The sequence below is a fragment of the Synechococcus sp. A15-127 genome, from assembly GCF_014280215.1.
Lineage (GTDB): Bacteria > Cyanobacteriota > Cyanobacteriia > PCC-6307 > Cyanobiaceae > Parasynechococcus.
On sequence record NZ_CP047948.1, the window covers coordinates 2154687 to 2176059 of the forward strand.

Consider the following 21373-nt stretch of genomic DNA (forward strand, 5'->3'; position numbering starts at 1 on the left):
GGTCAGCCGGCGGTGGCGTGGATCGTCTCGGTGCTGATCGTCTGAACCTTCTCCTGGGAGGCAAATGGATTGTCTTCCGTGAGAAACAGCATGCAGTGGCATTCCTTGCGTTCCCGCATGGGGACGCAGGGGCAGTTCCAGAAGGCCTGGGACACTTCCGCTTGCTTGTCTTCGTAGTGGCGGCAGGGGCAGAGAGCACCGCCCAGTTCATCCTTGTGACGCGCAAGACCCTTCAGAACCACCGCCGTCACGCTGGGTTCTGTACAGAAGTAGGTACCGGTGCGCTGGGCGTAGGTCTGAGCGAACTTGCGGATCACCTCCAGACTTTCAGCGGTCGGCTCAGGAGTGGCGTCGGACATGAAGGCGAAGACGGATTACGAAACACCGTGGTTTCCTTATCGGAAGCCTAAGGCAGCCGATCGCCCCACGGCGGCCCACCATTGTGAACTCCAGCACTCCTCTTCCAGTGGCATCGTGTGATGAGGTTCCCTCTTCCATGACCGCCCCGGCTCAGGCCAGCACCCGTGATGCTCTGCTGTCCCTGCTTCTGGAGCGCGGGGATGCGGAGGCAGCTGACCTGGCGGGCGCCCTGGATCTCTCCGTTCAGGCGATCCGGCGTCATCTGCGCAGCCTCGCGGAGGAGGGTCTTGCTGAATCCAGCACCGCAGCCAGCGGGCCTGGGCGCCCCAGCAATCGCTGGAGCCTCACCGAACGCGGGCGTGAACGGTTCCCGGATGGGAGTCGCCGTTTCGCGCTCGGCCTGCTGGACTCGATGCGCGCCAGCCTGCCCGAAGAGACGCTGAAGCAGCTGCTCAACCAGCAGGCCGAGGACAAGGCGGAACAGTACCGACAGCAGCTGGGGGACGGCAGCCTGCAGCAGCGCCTGGAACAGCTGACGCGCCTGCGGCGCGACGAGGGCTACATCACCAGCTGCAGCCCTGAAGACGACGGCTGCAGCTGGCGCCTGCAGGAAATGCACTGCTCGGTGCAACGCATCGCCGAGGAATTCCCCGCCGTATGCGACCAGGAGCTGCTGTTGATCCGCCGCACCGTTCCGGACTGCCGGGTCGAACGGGTGCACTGGCGTCTGGAGGGGGGCCATGCCTGCGGTTTCCGGATCACGCCGATCGAGAGCTGATGGCCATCGACGCGACGGTGATCGCGCGCATCGACGCGACGCTTCTGCCCCAGATGGACCGGCATCACCTGCGTTTGCTGGCCCATTGCCTTGAGAGCTTCCGGGCCATGGGCAACGCCGCAGGCGACGCGCTGCCTGATGCCGCCAGCAGACGGCGCTGGTGTGAACAGCAACCGGTGGTCGCGGAGGAGCCGGGCTTCCTGCGCTCTCTTCTGCATCAGCTCGACGCAGCCGCCGAGCAACTCCAGAGCCTGGCCGACAGCCTGAACAAGCCCCCGCTGCAGCTGTCTCTGGAGGACCTGATCAGCGCCGCCGAGGCGCGCTGCCATCATCAGATTCAGCCCGGACGCGCCGATGAGCCTTGAGATTCCTGATGCCCTCAGCTTCTTCCGGCTGAGCTGCGGCCGCTGGCGCTCCCAGCGCAGCCAGCATCATCTGCTTCATCGGAGGGCCGAGGCAGGAGCCTCTTTCATCGTGGTGGAGGAACTGCCGAAGGGAGACCCGCGGCTGGCGGAGATCGCCGCCTGCAACGGGGAGAGCGCCGAACGGATCGTGGGCGGCTGCTGGGTCCGCTGGAGCGGATCGATGGCCTGGGACAGAGCCGGCGAATCCCACGAAGACCAGACCATGTTCGGGCTGATCCCCACCGACGACAGCGGGCGCAACGGCCTGCTGCTGAGGGATCGCGGCTATGCGGAGAAGGCACCGGTGGCCGGGCAGTTCCGCATGGATGAGGAGAACGGCCTGATCCTCACCACCGACTACGAAATGATGAGCTCGCTGGAGCGCTTCTGGTTCGCAGGGCCGAATCTGCGGCTGCGCACCAGCACCGTGCAGGGCCTCTCCAACAATGCCTCCTTCTGCATGGAAACCCGCCAGCTGGATGACCCAGCAGCGGCGACGGCTGCCGCCGGTGCTGGCATGCCCGGAGCCCTGGCTCCCTTCGGCTGGTAAGCAGAAGTACTCAACTCACTATTACGGGATGTAATCGGTGCCCCTGCGGCGGGAGGGGGGACAGGTCGGCACTTCTACGATCTGCGGCAGTGGACGTTGAAGCTCGCGTGGCCATTCCCCTTCTGGAGTACGCACCGATCACCCAGAACTCACGGGTCGCCGCCCTGCGCGTCAACTCGGATGAGACGGCACGGGCCTACTCCATGGAAATCGCCATGGACCGGGACAACCTCGTCACGGTGATCGAGAGCGCCTATCGGCAGATCTTCTTCCACGCCTTCGATTCCGACCGCGACGTCAACCTGGAATCCCAGCTGAAGGACGGGCAGATCACGGTCCGGGACTTCATCCGTGGACTGGTGCTCTCCGACACCTTCAAGCGCAGCTTCTACGGGATGAACAGCAACTACAAGGTGGTTCGCCACCTTGTGGAGAAGCTGCTGGGCCGCAAGAGCAACAAGTCCGAGGAGATCGCCTGGTCGATCGTGATCGGCACCAAAGGGGTCGAGGGCCTCGTTGATGTGCTGCTCGACAGCCAGGAATACCTCGATTCCTTCGGCTACGACACGGTGCCCTCCCAGCGCAACCGGGTGCTCCCCGGCCGCGACCTGGGTGACACCCCCTTCAACATCACCAGCCCCCGCTACGACGAGTACTACCGGGGGATCCTCGGTTTCCCTCAGATCGTGTTCATGGGAGGCCCCGGCAAGGCCTTGCCAGCACGCGCCAAGATCAAGCGGGGCGGCGCTCCCGCCGATTACCTCGAATGGCTCAAGGATCTGCCGATGCCCAACCCGCGCGGGAACTCCGCCACCACGGACATCGACTACATGTCACGGGTTCCCTTCCGCAGCATCGGCCGCTGAACGTCGGCCCGGTCACTCACAAAAGCGGGGCAGCTGCCCCGCTTTTTTTGTGCTGAACAGTGATCCCCGCCAATCCCCCAACGGCTTGCCGTCAGTGGATGCTGACTCCGACTCCTGGCAAGGTCTGAATCGAGGTGTTTGGCCGCACAATGATCCCGAATGAAAACTGGAGTTTTTGGACGTGTCCCAAACCCTCACTTCTCTGGCACGTCTGACACTGCGCCAACTTCGGCAGATCGCAAGCGACCTGGGCGTTCCTCTTTACAGCCGTAAGAGCAAGGAAGCCCTCGTCGGCGAGGTGGCGCAGCGTCAGGAACAGCGCGGTGGTGATCTCAAGGCGATCGAGGCTGAGCTGAGTGCTCCCGCGGTCTCCACCAGCGAGACCCGCGTGGTCTTCCTTCCTCGCGATCCCCAGTGGGCTTACGTGTTCTGGGAGATCTCCGACGATGACCGCCAGCGGGCTCAGAAGGAAGGCGCCAGCCGCCTCTGCCTGCGCCTTGCCGATGTGACCGGCATGCAGGACGGCAGCGCTCACCCTCATACCCTTCAGGAAGTCCCCGTCGACAGCCACAGCACCGAGTGGTACCTGCCGGTTCCCCTCTGCGACCGCGACTACCGCGTCGAGCTCGGCTACCGGATCGGCACCACCTGGATGTCCCTGGCCTTCTCCTCCGTGGCCCGCGTCCCGGCTCTGCACCCCAGCGAGCAGATCCTGGATCAGTTCGTCCCCTTCAGCCTCGACACCACTTCGGCTCCGGAAGCTCCTGCTCCCATCACACCCGCTGAGCCCAGCGACAGCGGCCTCCACGAGCGTCTGTATCAGAGCGCCACGGTGCACTTCCGCCGTCGCCGCGTCGGTTCCGAGGAATTCCAGGAGGGTGTCGACTCCTCCGGCGATTCCGACAGCTTCGGGCTGAGCGATTCCGGCATCGGCCTCTGGGCCAGCGGACGCAATGAGTCCGGCCTCGGTGGCGTGGCTCCCCGCCAACGCTCCTTCTGGTTGGTGGCTGACGCGGAGCTGATCGTCTACGGCGCCACGGATCCCTCGGCCCGCCTCACCATCGGCGGCGAGGACGTGCCCCTCTCCACCGACGGCACCTTCCGCATCCAGGTGCCCTTCCGCGACGGTGAGCAGATGTACCCCATCGAAGCCACGGCCGCTGACGGTGAGCAGAAGCGCAACATCACCTTGAACTTCGCTCGTCAGACCCCCGAGGACAACAGCAACCCCGCCAGCGAAGCCCGCGCCGAGTGGTTCTGAACTCCCACGACAACGAAGCACCGGCCTCCCTGCGCTGGTTCGTCGCCATCACCCCCCTCGCGGGGGCGATGGCGTTTCCTTTAATCGTTCCGCTGGTGATGGCTCGGGTCGGGATCGCTACGGGCGTCGCCGTTGCCCTGGTGCTGAGCAGTTTGTGGTTCATCGCCATGCTCAAAACTTCGGAGATGCCGCACTGATCCCCGCGGGGAATCCTTGAAGCGTGATCCCCATACGGCATCGTGATCCGATCCTTCTCTTTGATCACAGCGCTGTTGATCAGCAGCGGCTGCAGTCAGCAGGGTCGCGTGATCGGCAGCACGGCAACGGAACTGCCTCAGCCACCTCAGATCGAGGTGCTGTTCAATCACCGCGGCAACAGCAGCTACCGCTCGCCACTGACGGGACGCTGGCGCAATGGCGATGATCTCGAGCGATCCCTGATCGTGGCCATCGAGGGCGCTAAGCAGGAGCTGCTGGTGGCCGTGCAGGAACTGACGCTGCCCGGGATCGCCACGGCCTTGATCGCTGCCCGGGATCGCGGACTCACGGTGCAGGTGGTTCTGGAGAACAGCTACAGCACCCCCTGGCGTGAGCAGCAGCCCACTCACCTGGCGAAGCATCAACGCCAGCGCTGGAAACGCCTGCAGCACCTGGCGGATCTTGATGGCGACGGCATCACCAGCGCTGAGGAGGCTGCCGCCGGAGACGCGGTCGGCCTGCTGCAGGAGGCAGGCATCCCGATGGTGGACGACCGCGAGGACGGCAGCAGCGGCAGCGGCCTGATGCACCACAAATTCCTGGTGATCGACGGTCGCAGCGTGCTCACCGGCTCAGCCAATCTGACCAGTTCCGGCATCCATGGCGATGCCGGCCGCAACAGCACCCGCGGCAACGTCAATCACATGCTGCACCTGCGGAGTGAGGACCTGGCGGAGCTGTTCCGGGCTGAATTCCAGCGCATGTGGGGAGACGGACCCGGCGGCCGCAACGACAGTCGCTTCGGGTTGGCGAAACGATCCGCCGGCCCGCAGACGGTGATGGTGGGTGATGCCCGGGTGGAGGTGCTGTTCGCCCCCCACCCGAAACGCAACACGAAACACGGGTTGAACTGGCTGGCCCAGCAGTTGGGTGCAGCACACCGTTCGATCGATATGGCGTTGTTCGTGTTCTCAGCCCAGCAGCTGGCCGATGTGCTGCAGGAGCGGGTGAAGGCCGGCGTGAAGATTCGGCTGGTGGCTGATCCCGGCTTTGCCAGCCGTTCCTTCTCGGAAGTGCTGGATCTGCTGGGGGTGGCCCTGCCGGATCACAACTGCAAGCTGGAACGGAACAACCAGCCCTACGACGAACCACTGCGCGGCGTCGGCACTCCCCGACTGGCCCGCGGCGACAAGCTGCATCACAAGTTCGCTGTGATCGACAAGCGCAAAGTGATCACGGGATCCTTCAACTGGTCCCCATCTGCTGCGTATACCAACGACGAAACCCTCCTGGTGATCCACTCTCCCCAACTCGCTAAACACTTCACCCGAGAAATGAATCGCCTCTGGGACACGGCTGAACTGGGAATCACGCCACACATCCAGAGGAAACTCGACCGTCAACGGATCCGATGCGGGGATGGGGTGAAGAACGGTTCCTCGATTCCAGACTAGAAGCAAGGTCTAACCGCATAAAAGTATCGAAGATTACTCCTGACGGTTATCCCTAATGAATCTTGCCCACAGAAAACACAATGAGAACCTTATGTTTAATGAAATAAAGGCATGATTCGTGGATTTACTTCAACGAATGAGGGTTATTGGTAGCGGATTGATTATTGCTGCATATTTCATCACTCTTCACCTTGATGTTGTGACTGGTGTTGCCGTTCACCTCACTGCAATGACCATCTCAGTTCCTTATTTCATCAAATCGAAGGCATGGGATGTCGTGATCATGATGACATTCCTTATGACGATAGGAGCAGGGAGACTTGTGACTGCAGCGATATGATCAATCTCTATTTATTAGCGGGAAGTTCTTCACCAGTTCCATCCGGCAAAGGGGTTGCCAGGGGTCTCAGAACGCCGTGAGTTCACGGTCGCCCGGTCTTAATAAGAAAAATAGTGGTTAGCATCCTAATGAGCAGGGTGTTGATGAGATCGACCTGAATAATATTCAGAAGGCTTGAAGATCAATTAATCTTGGCAACTCGCCATATCCCTACTGGAGAAACCGAAGACGAGAATTGATTTCAGAGTCAGCGACGACAAAACATTCGCCACGGTTCCCATAAAATTCATAACGATTGTTGTGACCAGATGCCTTACCAGCCCTCAAAGGAACACCTGGACAATCAGATCCCAGATGCGTTCAAGACGATCAATGGTGTTTTGAAAGACCTTCAGTCTTCCACTGGTGCCGATGAGAGGTACATCAGCATGATGTTGGATGCCCTGGCACAAGAATGGGAAAACAAAAGTCCATCCCGCGAGGGGTTCGGGTTCCGCTAAAACCGTTGAACTCAAGAGACCTTGAGAAGCTGGATTAGATCTCCCAGATCATCGATCTGAGCAGGTTCCTTATCCCTTTCCTCAACGAAGGTCACCTCATACCCTTCATAGTTCTTCAGTAAATCCAGTTCGACAATCTCGCCGTTAAGGAACATCCGAACATTGATTCCCCAGTCAGCACACTGAACCAGTATTGACTCCACCTTGTCCTCCTTGAGGTCAGTGAAGAGAGTTCGGATGGTTTCTTCAATCAGTGCTCCGTCCATTGGCTCCTCAGGGGTCAGGGAATATCAGCGGAGTCTGAATCCTGCGACAGGGAATTGGGGTTCAGAATTAACTTATCTGACCCATTTGACTCCTAAAATGACCACCGCTAGAAAAGGCTCAACAGAGTGAGCGCCACTTGAAGAGACAGAGCATCTTCATCCTTGGAACACTCATTGCCCTTACTGGATGCACCGGTGGCGAACCCTTGCATCGATTCACCTTTAACCCGGAGACGTTAGCCCCCCAAACCACAACATTGATACTGGACAAAGGCGAAAAGTTAAATTTCTGGAATAGCCTAGACGTGACATACAAACCACCAATCACCCTCGGCTTTTATATAACCATCAAAGCAGAGAAGGAGCCTCCAACCGAGATATTCTGCGACGCCTTAAATCCAACACTTACATTTATGAGTTCGACCATCGAAAAAGATAATTATATCGACAAATCCTGGAAAATTGCTCGAATGAATTGCGAGCTTGGACCCATTGAAGAGAAGCAGGCAGTTACAATTACCGCAACGCCCAAAGCAGACGGCATCGGAACGCTGCAGGTGAATGGACTAATTCTTGAACTCAAGCACTAATAGAACAATGCATCCACGAAGCTTTGAGTCAATCAAAGAAGCAATCAGGTAATCAGGGATAGAAGAGATCCACCAGAACCCCATCGCCATCGGCTGCCCACACCAACGACGGGTCACCCTGGAGATGAACCGCCTCTGGGACACCGCCGAACTGGAGATCAAACCCCACCTGCGTCGCAAGCTGGAGCAACAGAAAATCCGCTGTGGGGATGGGGTCCAGAGGCAGTAGCCAGCTTAGAGGCTGGCTTGTCGAGGGCATACAGCACACTCCTGACGCCATAACGGCACCAAAGCCGCCAGGCGCAGGCAGGAAAATTCTTAAGGCAATCTAAAATAAGACTCATCCTGCACTGAGCGGTCCAGATGGCAGTCCAGAACATCGATCTCTGGGTGTCTGCCGGCAGCTTTGATGCGCCTTACTACCACTTTTACACCGACTCAGGAGGCAGCCAGGAACTCAGTGACCTGAGCCTCGACTCCAGCAAGAGCTATACCTTCCGGCGCCTGAACGAGGCGACCTCACACCCCTTCTACCTTTCCGACACCGGATACAACAAAAGTTCCTCTGATGCACTGCTGATCACGGGCTACGGAAGTCCATCGCAAGGCATCACAGGCAATGAATCCTTCAAGGTTGAATTTGGAGATTCAGCAGGAGACGCTGAAGAGCTGCTCTATTACTGCTCCTCTCATCAATCCATGCAGGGGAATATCGCACTAGAGCAAGCTACACAATATCCTTCTGTCCGTGGAAATAGTATTTACGTGCTCGCAGAGGGAAATTGGAATGAAACACTAAATATGGCAACAAAAAAGGGCGGTAGCTTACTAACAATTAACAACGAGGAAGAGCATGAATGGATCGTAAGTGAATTTAGTGGGCTGTATCCATCTTTAAATTCCACTATGATTGGATATACCGATGAAAAAACAGAAGGAAATTGGGACTGGATAAGTGGTGAATCATCTGAATGGATTCCCTATTGGTCTGGCGAGCCAGGGCGAGTCCAGCCAGACAACTGGGGAGGCGCTGAGCATTATGCAGAACTATTCATTAGAGATGTCAATGGATGGAAGCTTTTTCGAAGAGGCTCATTGAATGACATCACCAACCTTGGCACTGCAATTCTGGAGATCCCCTTCATCCGCCGTGGTGATTCTGCCTATGTGATCGTCGAAGGGCCCACCTGGGAAGAAGCAGAAGCCAATGCAGTCGCCCTCGGTGGGCACTTAGTGACGATTAATGATGCAGATGAGAATGAGTGGATTCAATCATTTGCATTTAGAGGTAGTGAAGAAGAAGTTGCTACTTATTGGCTAGGTCTTACTGATCAGGAGGAAGAAGGGACATGGTCCTGGATCTCAGGAGAAGAGGTTAATTTTCTAAACTGGGCAGTAGGCGAACCTAATGCTGCCGATCAGACAGCAGGTCCCGAAGACTATGCAATCATATTTTCGAATTTAACAAGCAGCCCGCAATGGTTTGACGTATCAAATTCAAACGCATATTTCCGAGGACCATCGCATGAATATAAAAGTTTAGGTCTAGCAGAAATCCCACTAGCACCCAACAATGCCCCAACAGGAACTGCAACTCTCAAAGGCGACTTCAAGGTAGGACAGACCATCAGCATCGATTCATCAGCCATACAAGATGCAGATAACTTTGAAGGTTGGGCTCCCACCTATGAATACTCCTGGGAAGTCTCTAATGACAACGGCACCACATGGACTGCACTAACCAGTGCTGATGCCACTGATGGTGATGACTCCTACACCCTCACCTCAGCAGAAGTCGGCAAGCAGATCCGAGGTGTTGTGAGTTATCTGGATGGTTATGGGACCAATGAACAACTCACCAGCAGTCCGGCATCCATTCAAGAATCAACTTCTCAGAAACCTGAAACTGAACCTGAACCTGAACCAAAGCCCGATCCAGATCCAACCCCCATCAAAGATCTTGAACTTTATGGCGATGCCAATTCTATTCCCACTGAGGATGTCCTAAACGGAGAAGACGGCAATGACAAAATTTATGGACTACTCAAAGCAGACACGCTTAATGGCGGATCTGGCAACGACCTTCTTTATGGTGATTATGGCGATGATCTCCTCAATGGAGAAGCAGGGAATGATGATCTTTATGGCGAACAAGATAACGACACCCTGAATGGAGGTTCAGGCAACGATCGTCTCACCGGTGGAGAAGGCTACGACTTACTAATCGGTGGTCCCGGTAATGACACCTACATCATTGATGACGAGCGTGACACCATCGATGATCAAGGACTCGACACTGACATCGATACCGTCATCTTCCGCGCCAACCTCACCACCTACACCGTTCCTGATTCAATCAAGAACGCCAGGCTCGACAGCGGCAGTGCCTTCAAGCTGATTGGTAATGCCAAAGCCAACACACTCATCGGAAACGACATCGACAATGACATCGATGGTGGTGATGGTGACGACAGCCTCGATGGCGGAGGAGGTGATGACACCCTCAAAGGCGGCGATGGGCGTGATGCCGTCATCTATGGCAAGCAGATGCCAGGCTTCATGCTCGATGGCTCTGGCGCTCAGGACATCACCGTCAACCTGCTGAGCGGCACTGCCACCGGCTCAGAGATCGGCAGCGACTCCCTGATTGCCATTGAGGATGTACTCACCGGCGATGGCAACGACCACCTCACCGGTGATGCCCAGGACAATCGCCTCGATGCCGGAGGCGGCAACGACACCATCAGCTCAGGTGGGGGCAACGACTCCATCTACGGCGGCAACGGTGATGACCTCATCGATGGCGGCGATGGCAACGACACCGCCCACTTCACCGGCAACCTCATTGATTACGAGGTCACACCCACCAGCTCCGGTTTCACGATCACCGACACCCGGGCTTTCCATGACGGCACCGATCAGCTCAGCAGCATCGAACTCTTTGCCTTTGCCGATCAGACCCTCACACCAGAGCGGCTCACCAATGCCCACGACATCGACCTCGACGGTGCCATCAGCCCCCTCACCGATGGACTGATCCTCACCACCGCTGCCTATGCCATCGAAGTCGCCAGTGGAGCACTGACGGCACCTGCTGCTTTCAACGGCTCCCTCCTCGATGCCGTCATCCATCCGGGTTCCAACCGCTCCACATCAGCCGCGATCAAGGCACACCTCACCTCTGCACTCAGCAGCTCCTCCCTGGAGACCAACAACAACGGCATCGTTGATCTACAGGATGCTGAATCCATGCTCCGCTCTGCCATGGGCACCTTCCCAGGCAATGCCCTCTCCTCTGATCTAGCCGAATCTGCCCTCACTCTTGGCAACAGCTCCTCGCTCACCCTCGAGCAACAGATCCATGCCATTGAGCAGACCGCATGGCTGGGTTGACGAACACTTGCCCCTCACGCCTTAAGCCATGCTCCCGCTCATCGCCATGCTGATTTGCCCTGGGCAGACAACCCTGGAAGCTCAGGCCTGTGCCACGCAAAATGTCGAACAATCCGACGTCAAGCTGAACGCGATTCTTGGCGACAAAACTTTCTCAGCGTGGAACAAGCATCGTGACCGCTTCTGCTCCCTGGCCAAAGAGTCGCTGAAGGACGGATCCATTCACGGCCAAGTTCTGCTGGGTTGCTTTCAGCAGTTCAATCAACTGCTGCTGAATGAATTTCGCAGCCTGGCTGATCCGCCTCTCAAGCAGAACAGAGCAGAAGGTGAATGGGTTCACTGCATCGTCAAGCGTGAGTCCGGGCACCAGTTCGATGGCGGATGCATGGTCCAACCGTTCGCTGGCGATGGAAGCTTTCACCTGCGCAATGCCTTCCACGATGTTGATCTGCTCCCCGGGATCAATCGCCTCACCATCCGTGTCACGGAACCCGGCAAAGCTTGGTTGACCCTCCAAACCTTGAACCTTGATCAGTCACCCGGCGATGCCCGATCACCCGCTGAGCGCCGTGACGATGACAAGACCTGCTGGATCACCAGAGGGTTATCGGTCTGCATCAAGTGAACAGCGATCAGGTCAGAATGCGCCCATGACTCCGTTCCACTCCACCGCGGCTCTGCTGCTGCTGGCCCTCGCCCTGCCGGTGCAGGCAGCAGAACCCTATGTGCCATGGCCCAGCAAGGAGAAGCTGCGTGAGATTCAGCTCGCCGCCTACAGCTGTTCCAGGGAGAACGACGCGGCTGACTGCAGCCGAGCCCGCAGCCTGGCTGATCCGCTGATGGACCATCCCCGCCTGCCCGTGGTCTGCAAGAACGTGCTCTGGGCCGTGATCGAACGATCCACCACCGCCGACAGCAACGATTACAAACGCCGCGACAGCATCGACAACGAGGCCCGGCGCCTCACGATCAGCTGCGCCGAGCCGGTGAAGAAAACACCGAAGCCCAACCAGCCTCAGGGTGGACCGAATCCTGGTGGTGGTGGCAACGGCTTCGGGTTCGGGGCCTCCTGATCTCGCTCAGCGCGCTGATGCCCCGTCGCCGAGCATCTGGAGCAGTGTTTCGGAGGTGGTGAGCATTTCAGCCACGTCCAGTTCAAGCTCTCGACCAGCAATATCGGATGCCAGCTCGCACACCGACGAGGAGAGGCCGGAAACGTCGCAGCTGTTGGACAGCTGCACGATGGCGTTGGAGAGCTTGCCGCGCAGGCATTCCTCCGAACCTGCCTCATGGATCACGGCCTGAGCGGCGTTCTTGGCAGCGGCCGAGGCCTCAGGGAACGGCTTTGCCCGCTTCCAGGCCTGGGTGGCGTGGGCTGGAGCCAGCTGTAATCCGGCTCCAAGCAGCATCAGCAGCAGTGTTCTGTGCATATCCGAGCCCGAAACGCGCGGGGAGTGGCTGGCGACCGCAACTGGTCGTGTCCATCACGCTGCCACGGTCATCCCGTGTTTACGTTCCGCGTAGTCCCACTCTTCGTGATGACCACCTCGGCCCCGGTGGAACCGACGCAACGTCAGGTGCTCCTGGACACTCCCTTCACCGATCAGAAGCCCGGCACGTCCGGACTGCGCAAGAGCAGCCAGCAGTTCGAAGCGCCCAACTACCTCGAAAGCTTCGTGGAAGCCGTGTTCCGCACCCTGAGTGGTGTGCAGGGGGGAACCCTGGTGCTGGGGGGCGACGGCCGCTACGGCAACCGTCGTGCCATTGACGTGATCCTGCGCATGGGCGCCGCCCATGGCCTCAGCAAGGTGATCGTCACCACCGGCGGCATCCTCTCCACCCCCGCTGCCTCCAACCTGATCCGTCAGCGCCAGGCGATCGGCGGCATCATCCTCTCCGCCAGCCACAACCCCGGTGGCCCTGATGGGGACTTCGGCGTGAAGGTGAACGGTGCCAATGGCGGACCGACTCCGGCCAGCTTCACCGATGCGGTGTTCGAATGCACCAAGACCCTTGAGGGGTACACGATCATCGATGCTCCGGCGATCCCTCTCGATGCACCCGGCAGCTTCGGCATCGGTGCGATGCAGGTGGAGGTGATTGACGGCGTCGATGACTTCGTGGCGCTGATGCAGCAGCTGTTCAACTTCGATCAGATCCGCGATCTGATTCACAGCGACTTCCCGCTGGCCTTTGACGCCATGCATGCCGTCACCGGGCCCTACGCCAGCCGCGTGTTCGAAGGGCTGCTGGGGGCACCGACCGGGAGCGTGCGCAACGGCACACCCCTGGAAGACTTCGGCAAGGGTCATCCTGACCCCAACCTCACCTATGCCCACGAGCTGGCCGAATTGCTGCTCGAGAGCGACGACTACCGCTTCGGTGCCGCCTGCGACGGCGATGGTGATCGCAACATGATCCTGGGCCAGCGCTGCTTTGTGAATCCCAGCGACAGCCTCGCGGTGCTCACGGCCAACGCCACGCTTGCGCCGGCCTACGCCTCCGGCCTGTCGGGAGTTGCCCGCTCCATGCCCACAAGCGCAGCAGTGGATGTCGTCGCCAAGGAGCTGGGGATTGACTGCTTTGAAACCCCGACGGGTTGGAAATTCTTCGGCAACCTGCTGGATGCCGACAAGATCACCCTCTGCGGGGAAGAGAGCTTCGGCACCGGCAGCAACCACGTGCGCGAAAAGGACGGGCTCTGGGCCGTGCTGTTCTGGCTGCAGATCCTGGCCGAACGCCGCTGCAGCGTGGCCGAGATCATGGCCGAGCACTGGAAGCGCTTCGGACGCCACTACTACTCCCGGCACGACTACGAGGCCGTGGCCAGCGACGCCGCCCACGGTCTCTACGACCGTCTGGAGGCCATGTTGCCGAGCCTGGTGGGCCAATCCTTCGCAGGCCGCAGCATCAGCACAGCCGACAACTTCAGCTACACCGACCCCGTCGACGGGTCCGTGACCACGGGCCAGGGTCTGCGCATCCTGTTGGACGACGGCAGCCGAGTGGTCGTGCGTCTCTCCGGCACAGGCACCAAGGGGGCCACGATCCGTGTGTATCTCGAGAGTTACGTGCCCAGCAGCGGTGATCTCAACCAGGATCCCCAGATCGCTCTGGCCGACATGATCAGCGGCATCAACGCCCTGGCGGAGATCCAGGAGCGCACCGGCATGGACCGTCCCACCGTGATCACTTAACCAGTGATCACCTGATCGTCGGCTCAGCGGCGGCCCCGATGGGGGTTGTAGTGGCGGTAAGCCTCATCGGTGGCCTCCTGCTGAAGCTGACGCATCACCTCAATCGCAAAGCTGCTCAGGGCTCCAGCCAGGATCACCATCAGAAAGAACAACCGAACGCTGCGCTGCGGGATCTCAGCAGGGGAGTGTTCGATCAGTTCCTGGATGAAGAAACTCACGGTGGCTCCGGTGGCCGCTCCCACCACAGCAGCCATCAACACCCTCCAGCCGCTGAAGGAACGGCTCGGATCCAGTTCCGGTCGCTGATCCATCGGGGTCATGACGTCGGCGTCTGCTCAGTTGTGACGTCCCGTCCCTCCGCCTCGCCCAGCAGAGATTTCATCACCACGTAAAACACAGGCACCACGAGCGTGGAGAGGAAGGTGGCCACCAGCAGACCGCCGAACACCACAAGCCCGAGGGAGGACTGACTCTGGGCGCCGGCACCGGTGGCCAGCATCAACGGCAGGAAGCCGGTGAGTGAGGAGATCGCCGTCATCAGGATCGGCCGCAGACGCGACTGAGCCGCGAAACGGGCGGCCTCAAGGGCGGAATCCCCCTCGCCCATCCGCTGATTGGCAAGGTCCACGATCAGGATCGCGTTCCCTCCTGCCAGACCGATCAGCATCACCAGACCCACCTGGGCATAGATGTTCAGCACCTGGCCCGCACCGGCGAGAAACACCAGGGCGCCGAGCAGAGCGGTGGGAACCGTCAGCAGGATGATGATCGGATCGGTGTAGCTCTCGTACTGGGCGGAGAGCACCAGGAACACCGCCAGGATGCCGAGGGCGAAGATCACGATCGCCAGGGATCCCGCCTTCACTTCCTCCCGGGAGATGCCGGTCCAGTCGTAATTGAGACCCTGGAAGCTGCCCTGTTCAAACGTCTGGCGCATCGCCGAGATCGCCTGACCGGAACTGTTGCCCGCAGCCGGCGTGCCCTCCACCTTGATCGAGCGGTAGAGATTGAAATGGGGGATGACGCTCGGCCCCGTGGATGGGGTCACCGTGAAGAACTCGGACAGTGGGATCTGGCGACCCTCGGCATTGCTCACATAGACGGAGGCCAGCTGATCCGGTGTTGCACGGTTGTCCGCATCCGCCTGCACGTAGACACGGCGCACCTTGCCTTCCTGGAAGGTGTCGTTGACATAGGCACCACCGAAATTGACGCTGAAGGTGGACATGGCGCGGCCGTAATCCACCCCGAGGGAAGCCATCTGCTCCCGGTCCACCTTGATCTCGATCTGGGGTGATTGCGGCGTGAACAGGGTGTAGACCCGGTTCAGGATCGAATTGGTGTTGGCAGCCTGGATGATCCGGCCTGAGGCCGCGAAGAAATCATCCAGGGAGTACGCGCCGCTGCTCTGATCCAGCAGCTGGAATTCAAAGCCACCTCCGGTGCCGTAGCCGGGAATGGCCGGTGGTTCGACGACGATCACCCGGGCGCCGTCGATCTGCTCGTAGAACTTCTGGTTGAGGCGCTTCACCACCGCGCCCACGGTGTGATCCTCCCCGGGACGCTCATCCCAGTGCTTGAACCCGGCGAAGAACAGACCCTTGTTGGGAGCATTGCCATCCAGGCTGGCTCCGCTGAACAGTGCCGCGGCCCGCACGTCCTCTTCGGTGCTCATCACCTCCGCGATCTGACGGTTGATGGCGAGAGTCTTCTGGCTCGACTGGCCGTCAGGAGCCTGCACCACCCCGATCGCATACCCCTGATCCTCGATCGGCACGAATCCCCCCGGCACCCGGGTGAACGCCAGGCCCGTGAGCAGAATCCCGATCGCCAGCACGCCCATCACCACCGGACGTGCCTTGAGCACCATGTCGAGCACGCTGGCGTATCGCTTCTCGAAGCCGCTGTAGAAGCGGTTGAAGTTGGTGAAGATCGACGGGATGAACCAGCCCACCAGCAGACCGATCCCGGTGAACAACAACACGGGGGGGAGCTTGCTGATGCCGGCGATGATCACGCCGACCACGGCGCCTCCGGCCGCGAAGGGCAAGCGCAGCGGCAGCCCCGTCAGCAGCGACGCGATATAGCCGATCACCGCCCCCACCGCCATCGGCACCGCCGCCAGCACGGCACCGTCACCGGCGCTGAGCAGGCCGTAGATGAAACCGAGCACCACCCCAGCCGTGGCGTACTGATGGCGGCTGAGCTCCTTGGTTTCCCGCGCCAGCAGCAGCGCGGAGAGCATCGGGGAGAACGTGAGGGCGTTGAACGTCGAGATCCCGATTGAAAACAGGATCGTTGCGGCGAACTGCTTGTAGATCGTTCCCGTCGCACCGGGGAAGAACAGCACCGGCAGGAACACCGCCATCTTCACCAGGGAGGTGGCGATGACGGCACTGAACAGCTCATCCATCGTCTCCATCGCCGCCTGCACGGCGGTGCGACCCTCCGCCTTCTTCGCGGAGGTGTCCTCCACCACCGTGATCGCGTCGTCCACCACTAGGCCCGTGGCCAGCACCAGCCCGAACAGGGTCAGCTGATTCAGCGAGAACCCGAAGGCGAGCACCAGTGCAAAGGTGCCGATCAACGCCACGGGAATGGCGATGGCCGGCACCAGGGTGGCCTTCCAGTTCTGCAGAAACAGGAACAGGATCAGCACCACCAGGATCACCGCATCGCGCAGCGAATTGGTGACCCCCTTGATCGACTGGCTGATGAAATCGGTGGTGTCGTAGATCTTCTCCACCTCGAGGCCCACAGGCAGGGTCTGCTCGAAGGTCTCCAGCACGTCCTTGACGCCGTTGGACACCTCGATGGCATTGCTGCCGGAGAGCTGATAGATCGCCACGCCCACCGAGGGAGATCCACGCAGGTCGATGGCATCAACGCCGTAGACCTCACCGCCGAGGGAGACACGGCCCACATCCTTGAGTTTCACCAGGCCGCCATTGGCGTTCCTGGCGAGCACGATGTTCTCGAACTCGCTCTCCGTGGTCAGACGTCCCTGCAGTTGCACCGTGAAGGTGAATTCCTGACCCTCCGGCGCCGGATCGCCACCCACCTTCCCGGCTGGAACCAGGCGGTTCTGGCTCTGCAGCTGTTGGACCACATCAGTGGCGGACAGCCCGCTGGCGGTGAGCTTCTGAGGATCCAGCCAGAGACGGAAGGCGATCTTGCGGTTTCCGAAGTACGTGACATCGCCGACGCCTTTCACCCGCTTGATGTTGTCCGTCAGGTTCTTGTCGAGATAGCCACTGATCGTTTCAACGCTGTAGTCGGTCCCGGAATCGGGTGCATTGACGAAGTTGTAAACCAGCAGGATCGAATTCGAGGCCTTGTTCACCGTCACGCCCGATTTGCGCACCTCCTCAGGAAGCTGCGGCTCCGCCAGGGAGACGCGGTTCTGAACATTCACCTGGTTGATGTTGCCGTCGGTGCCGCTGTTGAAAGAGACCGCAATCGAACTGACCCCATCCGATGAGCTGTTGGAGGTGATGAAGTCCATGTCCTCCACACCGTTGATCTGCTGCTCCAGCACCGAGGTGACGCCTTGTTCAACGGAGACGGCATCAGCCCCCACATAGGTGGCACGCACCTTCACCGTCGGGGGAGCGATGTCCGGAAGGTTCTCGATCGGCAGAATCGGAATGGCGATCAGCCCGACGATCACGATCAGCAGGCTGCAGACCGTGCTGAGGACCGGGCGGGTGATGAAGGTATTGGAGGCGGACATCGTTCAGCTTCAGTTCGGTGTCGCACCCGTCTGAACCTGAACAGGCATGCCGTGCTTCAGGTTCAGCAGATTCGTGGTGATCACGGTTGCGTTCGACGACAGCCCCTTGCTGACCGGGTAGAGGTTGTTCTCCAGTTCCCCGACCATGACCGGTGTCTGCAGAGCGAAGCGGGCATTCGCGGGCAACTTGCCGGCGTCGATCGCCTTGCTGAGCTTGGCCAGATCGGCCTTGCCGGGATTCGCCTTCAGCTCCGCCAGGGTTCCGAGACGGAACACGAAGCTCTGACCGGAGGTCTGGGTGACAGCGGCGAAGGGCACCGACAGCTGCTCGGTCTGATCGAGCAGCACCCGGGTGCGCAGGCGCTGGCCGCTGCGCAGCTGGCCGGTCGGATTCTTGAAGACGGCCTTCACCAGCAGACCCTGGGTGGTCGCATCCACCTGCGGATCAATCGAATCAACGGCACCGGTGCTGATCACCTTGTCGCTGCCAGGTGCGCTGAGCATCACCGGCAGACCGAGCTTCACCCGCTCGGAGAAGACGGCAGGAATCTCGACCCTGGCCTCCAGCTCGGCGTTCTGAACCAGAGTTGTGAACACCTGACCTTGCTGAATCACATCACCGACCTGCACATGAACATCCGCCACGGTGCCGCCGGCCGGTGAGCGCAGGTTGCTGTAACTGAGGTTGGCTTCCGTCGCCCTGACCCTCTCTCGGGCGGTGTTGACCTGTTCAAGGGACGTGAAGTACTGGGTGCGGTACTGATCCAGCTGCTTCTGGGACGAGGCGCCTTGAGCGGCCAGATATTCGTAGCGCTCCCAGTTGGTCTTGGCCGTTTCCGAACGGGTCTCCTCCTCCATCAACTGCGCTTTGTCGGACGCCAGTTGCGCCTGCTGCTGCGCCTGGTCGAGCACCACGAGGAGATCCCCGGGATTCACCTGATCCCCCTGATCGATCCCCAGCTGCAGGATCCGTCCGGATGCCTGGGCCGCCAGTTCCACCTTGTTGAGGGAATCCAGGGTGCTGACCGTGTCCACCCCATCGGTGAAGACCGCCAGCTCCGCAGGAGCCACCTGAACCTTGGGCGGTGGCGGTTGTTTCGGGGGCTCGCCCTTGCAGGCACTGACGACGGCAAGGGCCATCAGTGGCAGAACCAATCGCTGCGGAGCGCGCACTGAGAATCCTTGTCTGGTCGAATTATCCGGAAGATTCCAACAACGGCCCGATTCTTCGGGATAGCGGCAAGATTGTCACCAGATGTCCGTGCCCATTGAGCCAGGACCTCTTCGCCTTTCACGGTGATCAGCAACGTCGGAGGCTGGCGCCCCTGGCCGATCGGATGCGACCGCGCACCCTTGAGGAATTCGAGGGGCAGAGCGGAATCCTGGCGGACGGTCGACTGCTGCGCCGGGCCATCGCCGCCGATCGCGTCGGCAATCTGATCCTGCACGGGCCGCCCGGAGTCGGCAAGACGACCCTGGCGCGCATCGTGGCCAATCACACACGAGCTCACTTCAGCAGCCTCAATGCCGTGCTGGCAGGGGTGAAGGATCTGCGGGAAGAGGTGGAAGCGGCACGCACCCGGCTGGAGCGTCATGGTCTGCGCACGATCCTGTTCATCGATGAGGTTCACCGCTTCAACAGCGCTCAGCAGGATGCCCTGCTGCCCTGGGTGGAGAACGGCACCGTCACCCTGATCGGAGCCACCACCGAGAACCCCTACTTCGAAGTGAACAAGGCGCTGGTGAGCCGCTCGCGGCTGTTCCGGCTGCTGCCTCTCGAACCGCAGGATCTGCAGCGCCTGCTGGTGCGTGCGCTGGACGACGGCGAGCGGGGCTTCGGCGAGCGCAGGGTGGAGATCACAGCGGAGGCCGCTGCACATCTGGTGGATGTCGCGAATGGCGATGCCCGCAGCCTGCTCAATGCCCTGGAGCTGGCGGTGGAGAGCTCCGAACCGGACGCCGGCGGTGTGATCCGGATCGATCTGACCATCGCCGAGGAGTCGATCCAGGAGCGGGCGGTGCTCTACGACAAGCACGGCGACGCCCACTTCGACACCATCAGCGCCTTCATCAAGTCGCTGCGGGGGTCCGATGCCGATGCCGCCCTCTTCTGGCTCGCCCGCATGGTGGAAGCGGGCGAAAACCCCCGTTTCATCTTCCGGCGCATGCTGATCGCCGCCGGGGAGGACATCGGCCTAGCGGATCCCCAGGCGATCGTGGTGGTGGAGGCATGCGCCGCGGCCTTCGAACGGGTCGGCCTGCCCGAGGGGCTCTATCCGCTGGCGCAGGCCGCTCTGTATCTGGCTGGTGCCGAGAAAAGCAACAGCGTGATGGGGTTCTTCGATGCCCTCAAGACCGTTCGCTCGGCCAGCCGACAGGACGTGCCCAGCCACCTGCGGGACGGCAACCGGGACGGCGCAGCCTTCGGTGATGGCGTCGGCTACCGCTACCCCCACGCCTACATGGAGCACTGGGTGGAACAGCAGTACCTGCCGACCGCTCTCCAGGGGGAGGTGTTCTGGCAACCCGGCAGCCAGGGCTGGGAAGGGCAGCGCCGCCAGCGCATGGCCGAGCGCCGCGCGGCCCAGCTCGCTGCGGCAGCTGAGCTGGCGGCGGAACAGCCGCTGTTGCTGAGCAGTGGGCCCGACAGCCCGGCCCTGGAGCGCTGGATCCAGCGGCAGTTGGGCCAGGAGGGAGACCGGCTGCATCGCCTGCGGGATCAGCTCTGGCGTTTGGTGCCATGGAAGCGAAACGACCGTGTGCTGCTCGTGGGGATGCGCTCCCTGCTCTGGGCCCTGGATCCGCTGCGGGCCGTCCCGGAGGGCGGCGTCACCGTTCTGAGTCCCACCGAGGGGGACCACAGACGGATCAGCGCCCAACTCGAACTGCTGGACGCGTCCCTGCAACCGCAGTTGCTCTGCGGCGATCCAGGGGTGCTCCGCCAGCTTCCGGACGGTCAACGCTTCGAATGGATCGGGGGCCGCCTCGGTGCCGCTGACCTGGAACCGGAGAGCTGGCAGATGCTCTGGAACGTCCTGATGCAGCGCTGCAAGGCGGGGAGCGGCCTGCGCCTGTTGATCAGCACAGCGGCAGCGGGACCGGCGACCGCTCTGATGCAGGCAACCGATGCAGCGATCGGGGATGGTCTCGAAGCGCTGCTGCAACGCGAACAGCAGTGGCTGGCTGGCACCGAGGTGTGCACCGACGTGATGCGGAACTGCGGCTGGGAGCTGGAGGAGCGCAGCTGGGGTGAGACCCTGTCGCTCAGCGGCGGTGCCGATCTGGAGGAACGCTGGCTGGCCGAGGGGTCCAGCTACCGACGCATGATCTCGGACGTGGGGAACGACGTGATCGAGCAGCTGCGCCGCGAGCTGCGCCGTGTCGGACGCGATGGCTTTGCGTTGCCGATGCGGCACCTCCTGCTGCAGGGACGTTTTGTCAAACCATGAAAAAACCCCGGCCGAAGCCGGGGCTTGATGAACG

General features: G+C 60.6%; 22 protein-coding genes. 14 read left to right on the top strand and 8 right to left on the bottom strand.

Translation table 11 applies throughout. The annotated features are described in order from the left end of the window. Positions 1–2: 2 nt before the first annotated feature. Positions 3–359, bottom strand: coding sequence for a ferredoxin-thioredoxin reductase catalytic domain-containing protein (locus SynA15127_RS11495; protein ID WP_186484218.1), 357 nt, complete (start codon positions 357–359; stop codon positions 3–5). Positions 360–496: 137 nt separating this feature from the next. Here SynA15127_RS11495 and sufR point away from each other — a divergent pair, with 137 nt between their 5' ends. The 9 genes from sufR to SynA15127_RS11540 all read left to right on the top strand — a co-directional run bounded on the left by sufR (position 497) and on the right by SynA15127_RS11540 (position 6711). Then, positions 497–1138, top strand: a complete 642-nt coding sequence (gene sufR / locus SynA15127_RS11500; protein ID WP_186484219.1) for an iron-sulfur cluster biosynthesis transcriptional regulator SufR — start codon at positions 497–499, stop codon at positions 1136–1138. Then, positions 1138–1503: a hypothetical protein gene (locus SynA15127_RS11505; protein WP_186484220.1), complete on the top strand. Its 366-nt coding sequence runs from the start codon at positions 1138–1140 to the stop codon at positions 1501–1503. Before sufR ends, SynA15127_RS11505 begins: the two co-directional genes overlap by 1 nt. Continuing rightward, complete coding sequence (locus SynA15127_RS11510) at positions 1493–2092, top strand: phycobiliprotein lyase (protein WP_186484221.1); 600 nt, start codon at positions 1493–1495, stop codon at positions 2090–2092. The genes SynA15127_RS11505 and SynA15127_RS11510 overlap by 11 nt, the downstream gene beginning before the upstream one ends. A gap of 107 nt (positions 2093–2199) precedes the next feature. Continuing rightward, complete coding sequence (locus SynA15127_RS11515) at positions 2200–2958, top strand: phycobilisome rod-core linker polypeptide (protein WP_255475491.1); 759 nt, start codon at positions 2200–2202, stop codon at positions 2956–2958. 181 nt (positions 2959–3139) lie between these two features. Continuing rightward, positions 3140–4219 carry a DUF4912 domain-containing protein gene (locus SynA15127_RS11520; protein ID WP_186484223.1) on the top strand — a complete coding sequence of 360 codons (1080 nt, stop codon included), beginning with the start codon at positions 3140–3142 and terminating at the stop codon, positions 4217–4219. After that, entirely contained in the window at positions 4210–4416 is a 207-nt protein-coding gene (locus tag SynA15127_RS11525; RefSeq protein WP_186484224.1) for a hypothetical protein, read from the top strand. Before SynA15127_RS11520 ends, SynA15127_RS11525 begins: the two co-directional genes overlap by 10 nt. A gap of 42 nt (positions 4417–4458) precedes the next feature. Then, positions 4459–5871 (top strand): phosphatidylserine/phosphatidylglycerophosphate/cardiolipin synthase family protein, encoded by a 1413-nt coding sequence (locus SynA15127_RS11530; protein ID WP_370593995.1) that lies wholly within the window; start codon positions 4459–4461, stop codon positions 5869–5871. A gap of 118 nt (positions 5872–5989) precedes the next feature. After that, the gene (locus SynA15127_RS11535; RefSeq protein WP_186484225.1) at positions 5990–6211 is read left to right on the top strand and encodes a hypothetical protein; all 222 of its coding nucleotides are present in this window, start codon (positions 5990–5992) and stop codon (positions 6209–6211) included. A gap of 308 nt (positions 6212–6519) precedes the next feature. Further along, positions 6520–6711: a hypothetical protein gene (locus SynA15127_RS11540; protein WP_186484226.1), complete on the top strand. Its 192-nt coding sequence runs from the start codon at positions 6520–6522 to the stop codon at positions 6709–6711. Between the two features lie 11 nt (positions 6712–6722). On the opposite strand, the gene SynA15127_RS11545 is transcribed toward SynA15127_RS11540, so the two are convergent. Then, a complete protein-coding gene (locus SynA15127_RS11545) occupies positions 6723–6977 on the bottom strand; it encodes a hypothetical protein (protein WP_186484227.1) in 255 nt (84 codons plus the stop codon). Positions 6978–7183: 206 nt separating this feature from the next. Here SynA15127_RS11545 and SynA15127_RS11550 point away from each other — a divergent pair, with 206 nt between their 5' ends. After that, positions 7184–7567: a hypothetical protein gene (locus SynA15127_RS11550; protein ID WP_255475492.1), complete on the top strand. Its 384-nt coding sequence runs from the start codon at positions 7184–7186 to the stop codon at positions 7565–7567. Positions 7568–7619: 52 nt separating this feature from the next. On the opposite strand, the gene SynA15127_RS11555 is transcribed toward SynA15127_RS11550, so the two are convergent. Continuing rightward, positions 7620–7826: a hypothetical protein gene (locus SynA15127_RS11555; protein ID WP_186484228.1), complete on the bottom strand. Its 207-nt coding sequence runs from the start codon at positions 7824–7826 to the stop codon at positions 7620–7622. Positions 7827–7930: 104 nt separating this feature from the next. On the opposite strand from SynA15127_RS11555, the gene SynA15127_RS11560 reads away from it, so the two are divergent. Continuing rightward, positions 7931–10960 carry a lectin-like protein gene (locus tag SynA15127_RS11560; RefSeq protein WP_186484229.1) on the top strand — a complete coding sequence of 1010 codons (3030 nt, stop codon included), beginning with the start codon at positions 7931–7933 and terminating at the stop codon, positions 10958–10960. Between the two features lie 154 nt (positions 10961–11114). On the opposite strand, the gene SynA15127_RS11565 is transcribed toward SynA15127_RS11560, so the two are convergent. Next, the gene (locus SynA15127_RS11565) at positions 11115–11477 is read right to left on the bottom strand and encodes a hypothetical protein (RefSeq protein ID WP_186484230.1); all 363 of its coding nucleotides are present in this window, start codon (positions 11475–11477) and stop codon (positions 11115–11117) included. A gap of 133 nt (positions 11478–11610) precedes the next feature. Here SynA15127_RS11565 and SynA15127_RS11570 point away from each other — a divergent pair, with 133 nt between their 5' ends. Next, positions 11611–12033 (top strand): hypothetical protein, encoded by a 423-nt coding sequence (locus SynA15127_RS11570; RefSeq protein WP_186484231.1) that lies wholly within the window; start codon positions 11611–11613, stop codon positions 12031–12033. A gap of 6 nt (positions 12034–12039) precedes the next feature. Here SynA15127_RS11570 and SynA15127_RS11575 read toward each other — a convergent pair whose 3' ends face one another. Then, entirely contained in the window at positions 12040–12390 is a 351-nt protein-coding gene (locus SynA15127_RS11575) for a hypothetical protein (protein WP_186484232.1), read from the bottom strand. Between the two features lie 108 nt (positions 12391–12498). Between SynA15127_RS11575 and SynA15127_RS11580 the strand changes: the two genes are divergently transcribed. Then, positions 12499–14157, top strand: a complete 1659-nt coding sequence (locus SynA15127_RS11580; RefSeq protein ID WP_186484233.1) for an alpha-D-glucose phosphate-specific phosphoglucomutase — start codon at positions 12499–12501, stop codon at positions 14155–14157. Positions 14158–14180: 23 nt separating this feature from the next. Here SynA15127_RS11580 and SynA15127_RS11585 read toward each other — a convergent pair whose 3' ends face one another. Genes SynA15127_RS11585 through SynA15127_RS11595 form a run of 3 tightly spaced genes read right to left on the bottom strand, consistent with a single transcriptional unit; the run spans position 14181 to position 19063 of the window. Beyond that, positions 14181–14477, bottom strand: coding sequence for a hypothetical protein (locus tag SynA15127_RS11585; protein ID WP_255475493.1), 297 nt, complete (start codon positions 14475–14477; stop codon positions 14181–14183). Next, complete coding sequence (locus SynA15127_RS11590) at positions 14474–17890, bottom strand: efflux RND transporter permease subunit (protein ID WP_186484234.1); 3417 nt, start codon at positions 17888–17890, stop codon at positions 14474–14476. Before SynA15127_RS11590 ends, SynA15127_RS11585 begins: the two co-directional genes overlap by 4 nt. Before the next feature lie 9 nt (positions 17891–17899). Next, a complete protein-coding gene (locus SynA15127_RS11595; RefSeq protein WP_255475495.1) occupies positions 17900–19063 on the bottom strand; it encodes an efflux RND transporter periplasmic adaptor subunit in 1164 nt (387 codons plus the stop codon). 95 nt (positions 19064–19158) lie between these two features. On the opposite strand from SynA15127_RS11595, the gene SynA15127_RS11600 reads away from it, so the two are divergent. Further along, positions 19159–21339 carry an AAA family ATPase gene (locus SynA15127_RS11600; protein ID WP_186484235.1) on the top strand — a complete coding sequence of 727 codons (2181 nt, stop codon included), beginning with the start codon at positions 19159–19161 and terminating at the stop codon, positions 21337–21339. The last annotated feature ends 34 nt before the right edge of the window (positions 21340–21373 follow it).

What these genes read in the sequence shown, in the direction of transcription:
- SynA15127_RS11495 (WP_186484218.1), bottom strand. Translation starts at nt 359, where the DNA reads ATGTCCGACGCCACTCCTGAGCCGACCGCTGAAAGTCTGGAGGTGATC.
- sufR (WP_186484219.1), top strand. Translation starts at nt 497, where the DNA reads ATGACCGCCCCGGCTCAGGCCAGCACCCGTGATGCTCTGCTGTCCCTG.
- SynA15127_RS11505 (WP_186484220.1), top strand. Translation starts at nt 1,138, where the DNA reads ATGGCCATCGACGCGACGGTGATCGCGCGCATCGACGCGACGCTTCTG.
- SynA15127_RS11510 (WP_186484221.1), top strand. Translation starts at nt 1,493, where the DNA reads ATGAGCCTTGAGATTCCTGATGCCCTCAGCTTCTTCCGGCTGAGCTGC.
- SynA15127_RS11540 (WP_186484226.1), top strand. Translation starts at nt 6,520, where the DNA reads ATGCCTTACCAGCCCTCAAAGGAACACCTGGACAATCAGATCCCAGAT.
- SynA15127_RS11545 (WP_186484227.1), bottom strand. Translation starts at nt 6,977, where the DNA reads ATGGACGGAGCACTGATTGAAGAAACCATCCGAACTCTCTTCACTGAC.
- SynA15127_RS11555 (WP_186484228.1), bottom strand. Translation starts at nt 7,826, where the DNA reads ATGCCCTCGACAAGCCAGCCTCTAAGCTGGCTACTGCCTCTGGACCCC.
- SynA15127_RS11560 (WP_186484229.1), top strand. Translation starts at nt 7,931, where the DNA reads ATGGCAGTCCAGAACATCGATCTCTGGGTGTCTGCCGGCAGCTTTGAT.
- SynA15127_RS11570 (WP_186484231.1), top strand. Translation starts at nt 11,611, where the DNA reads ATGACTCCGTTCCACTCCACCGCGGCTCTGCTGCTGCTGGCCCTCGCC.
- SynA15127_RS11575 (WP_186484232.1), bottom strand. Translation starts at nt 12,390, where the DNA reads ATGCACAGAACACTGCTGCTGATGCTGCTTGGAGCCGGATTACAGCTG.
- SynA15127_RS11580 (WP_186484233.1), top strand. Translation starts at nt 12,499, where the DNA reads ATGACCACCTCGGCCCCGGTGGAACCGACGCAACGTCAGGTGCTCCTG.
- SynA15127_RS11585 (WP_255475493.1), bottom strand. Translation starts at nt 14,477, where the DNA reads ATGACCCCGATGGATCAGCGACCGGAACTGGATCCGAGCCGTTCCTTC.
- SynA15127_RS11590 (WP_186484234.1), bottom strand. Translation starts at nt 17,890, where the DNA reads ATGTCCGCCTCCAATACCTTCATCACCCGCCCGGTCCTCAGCACGGTC.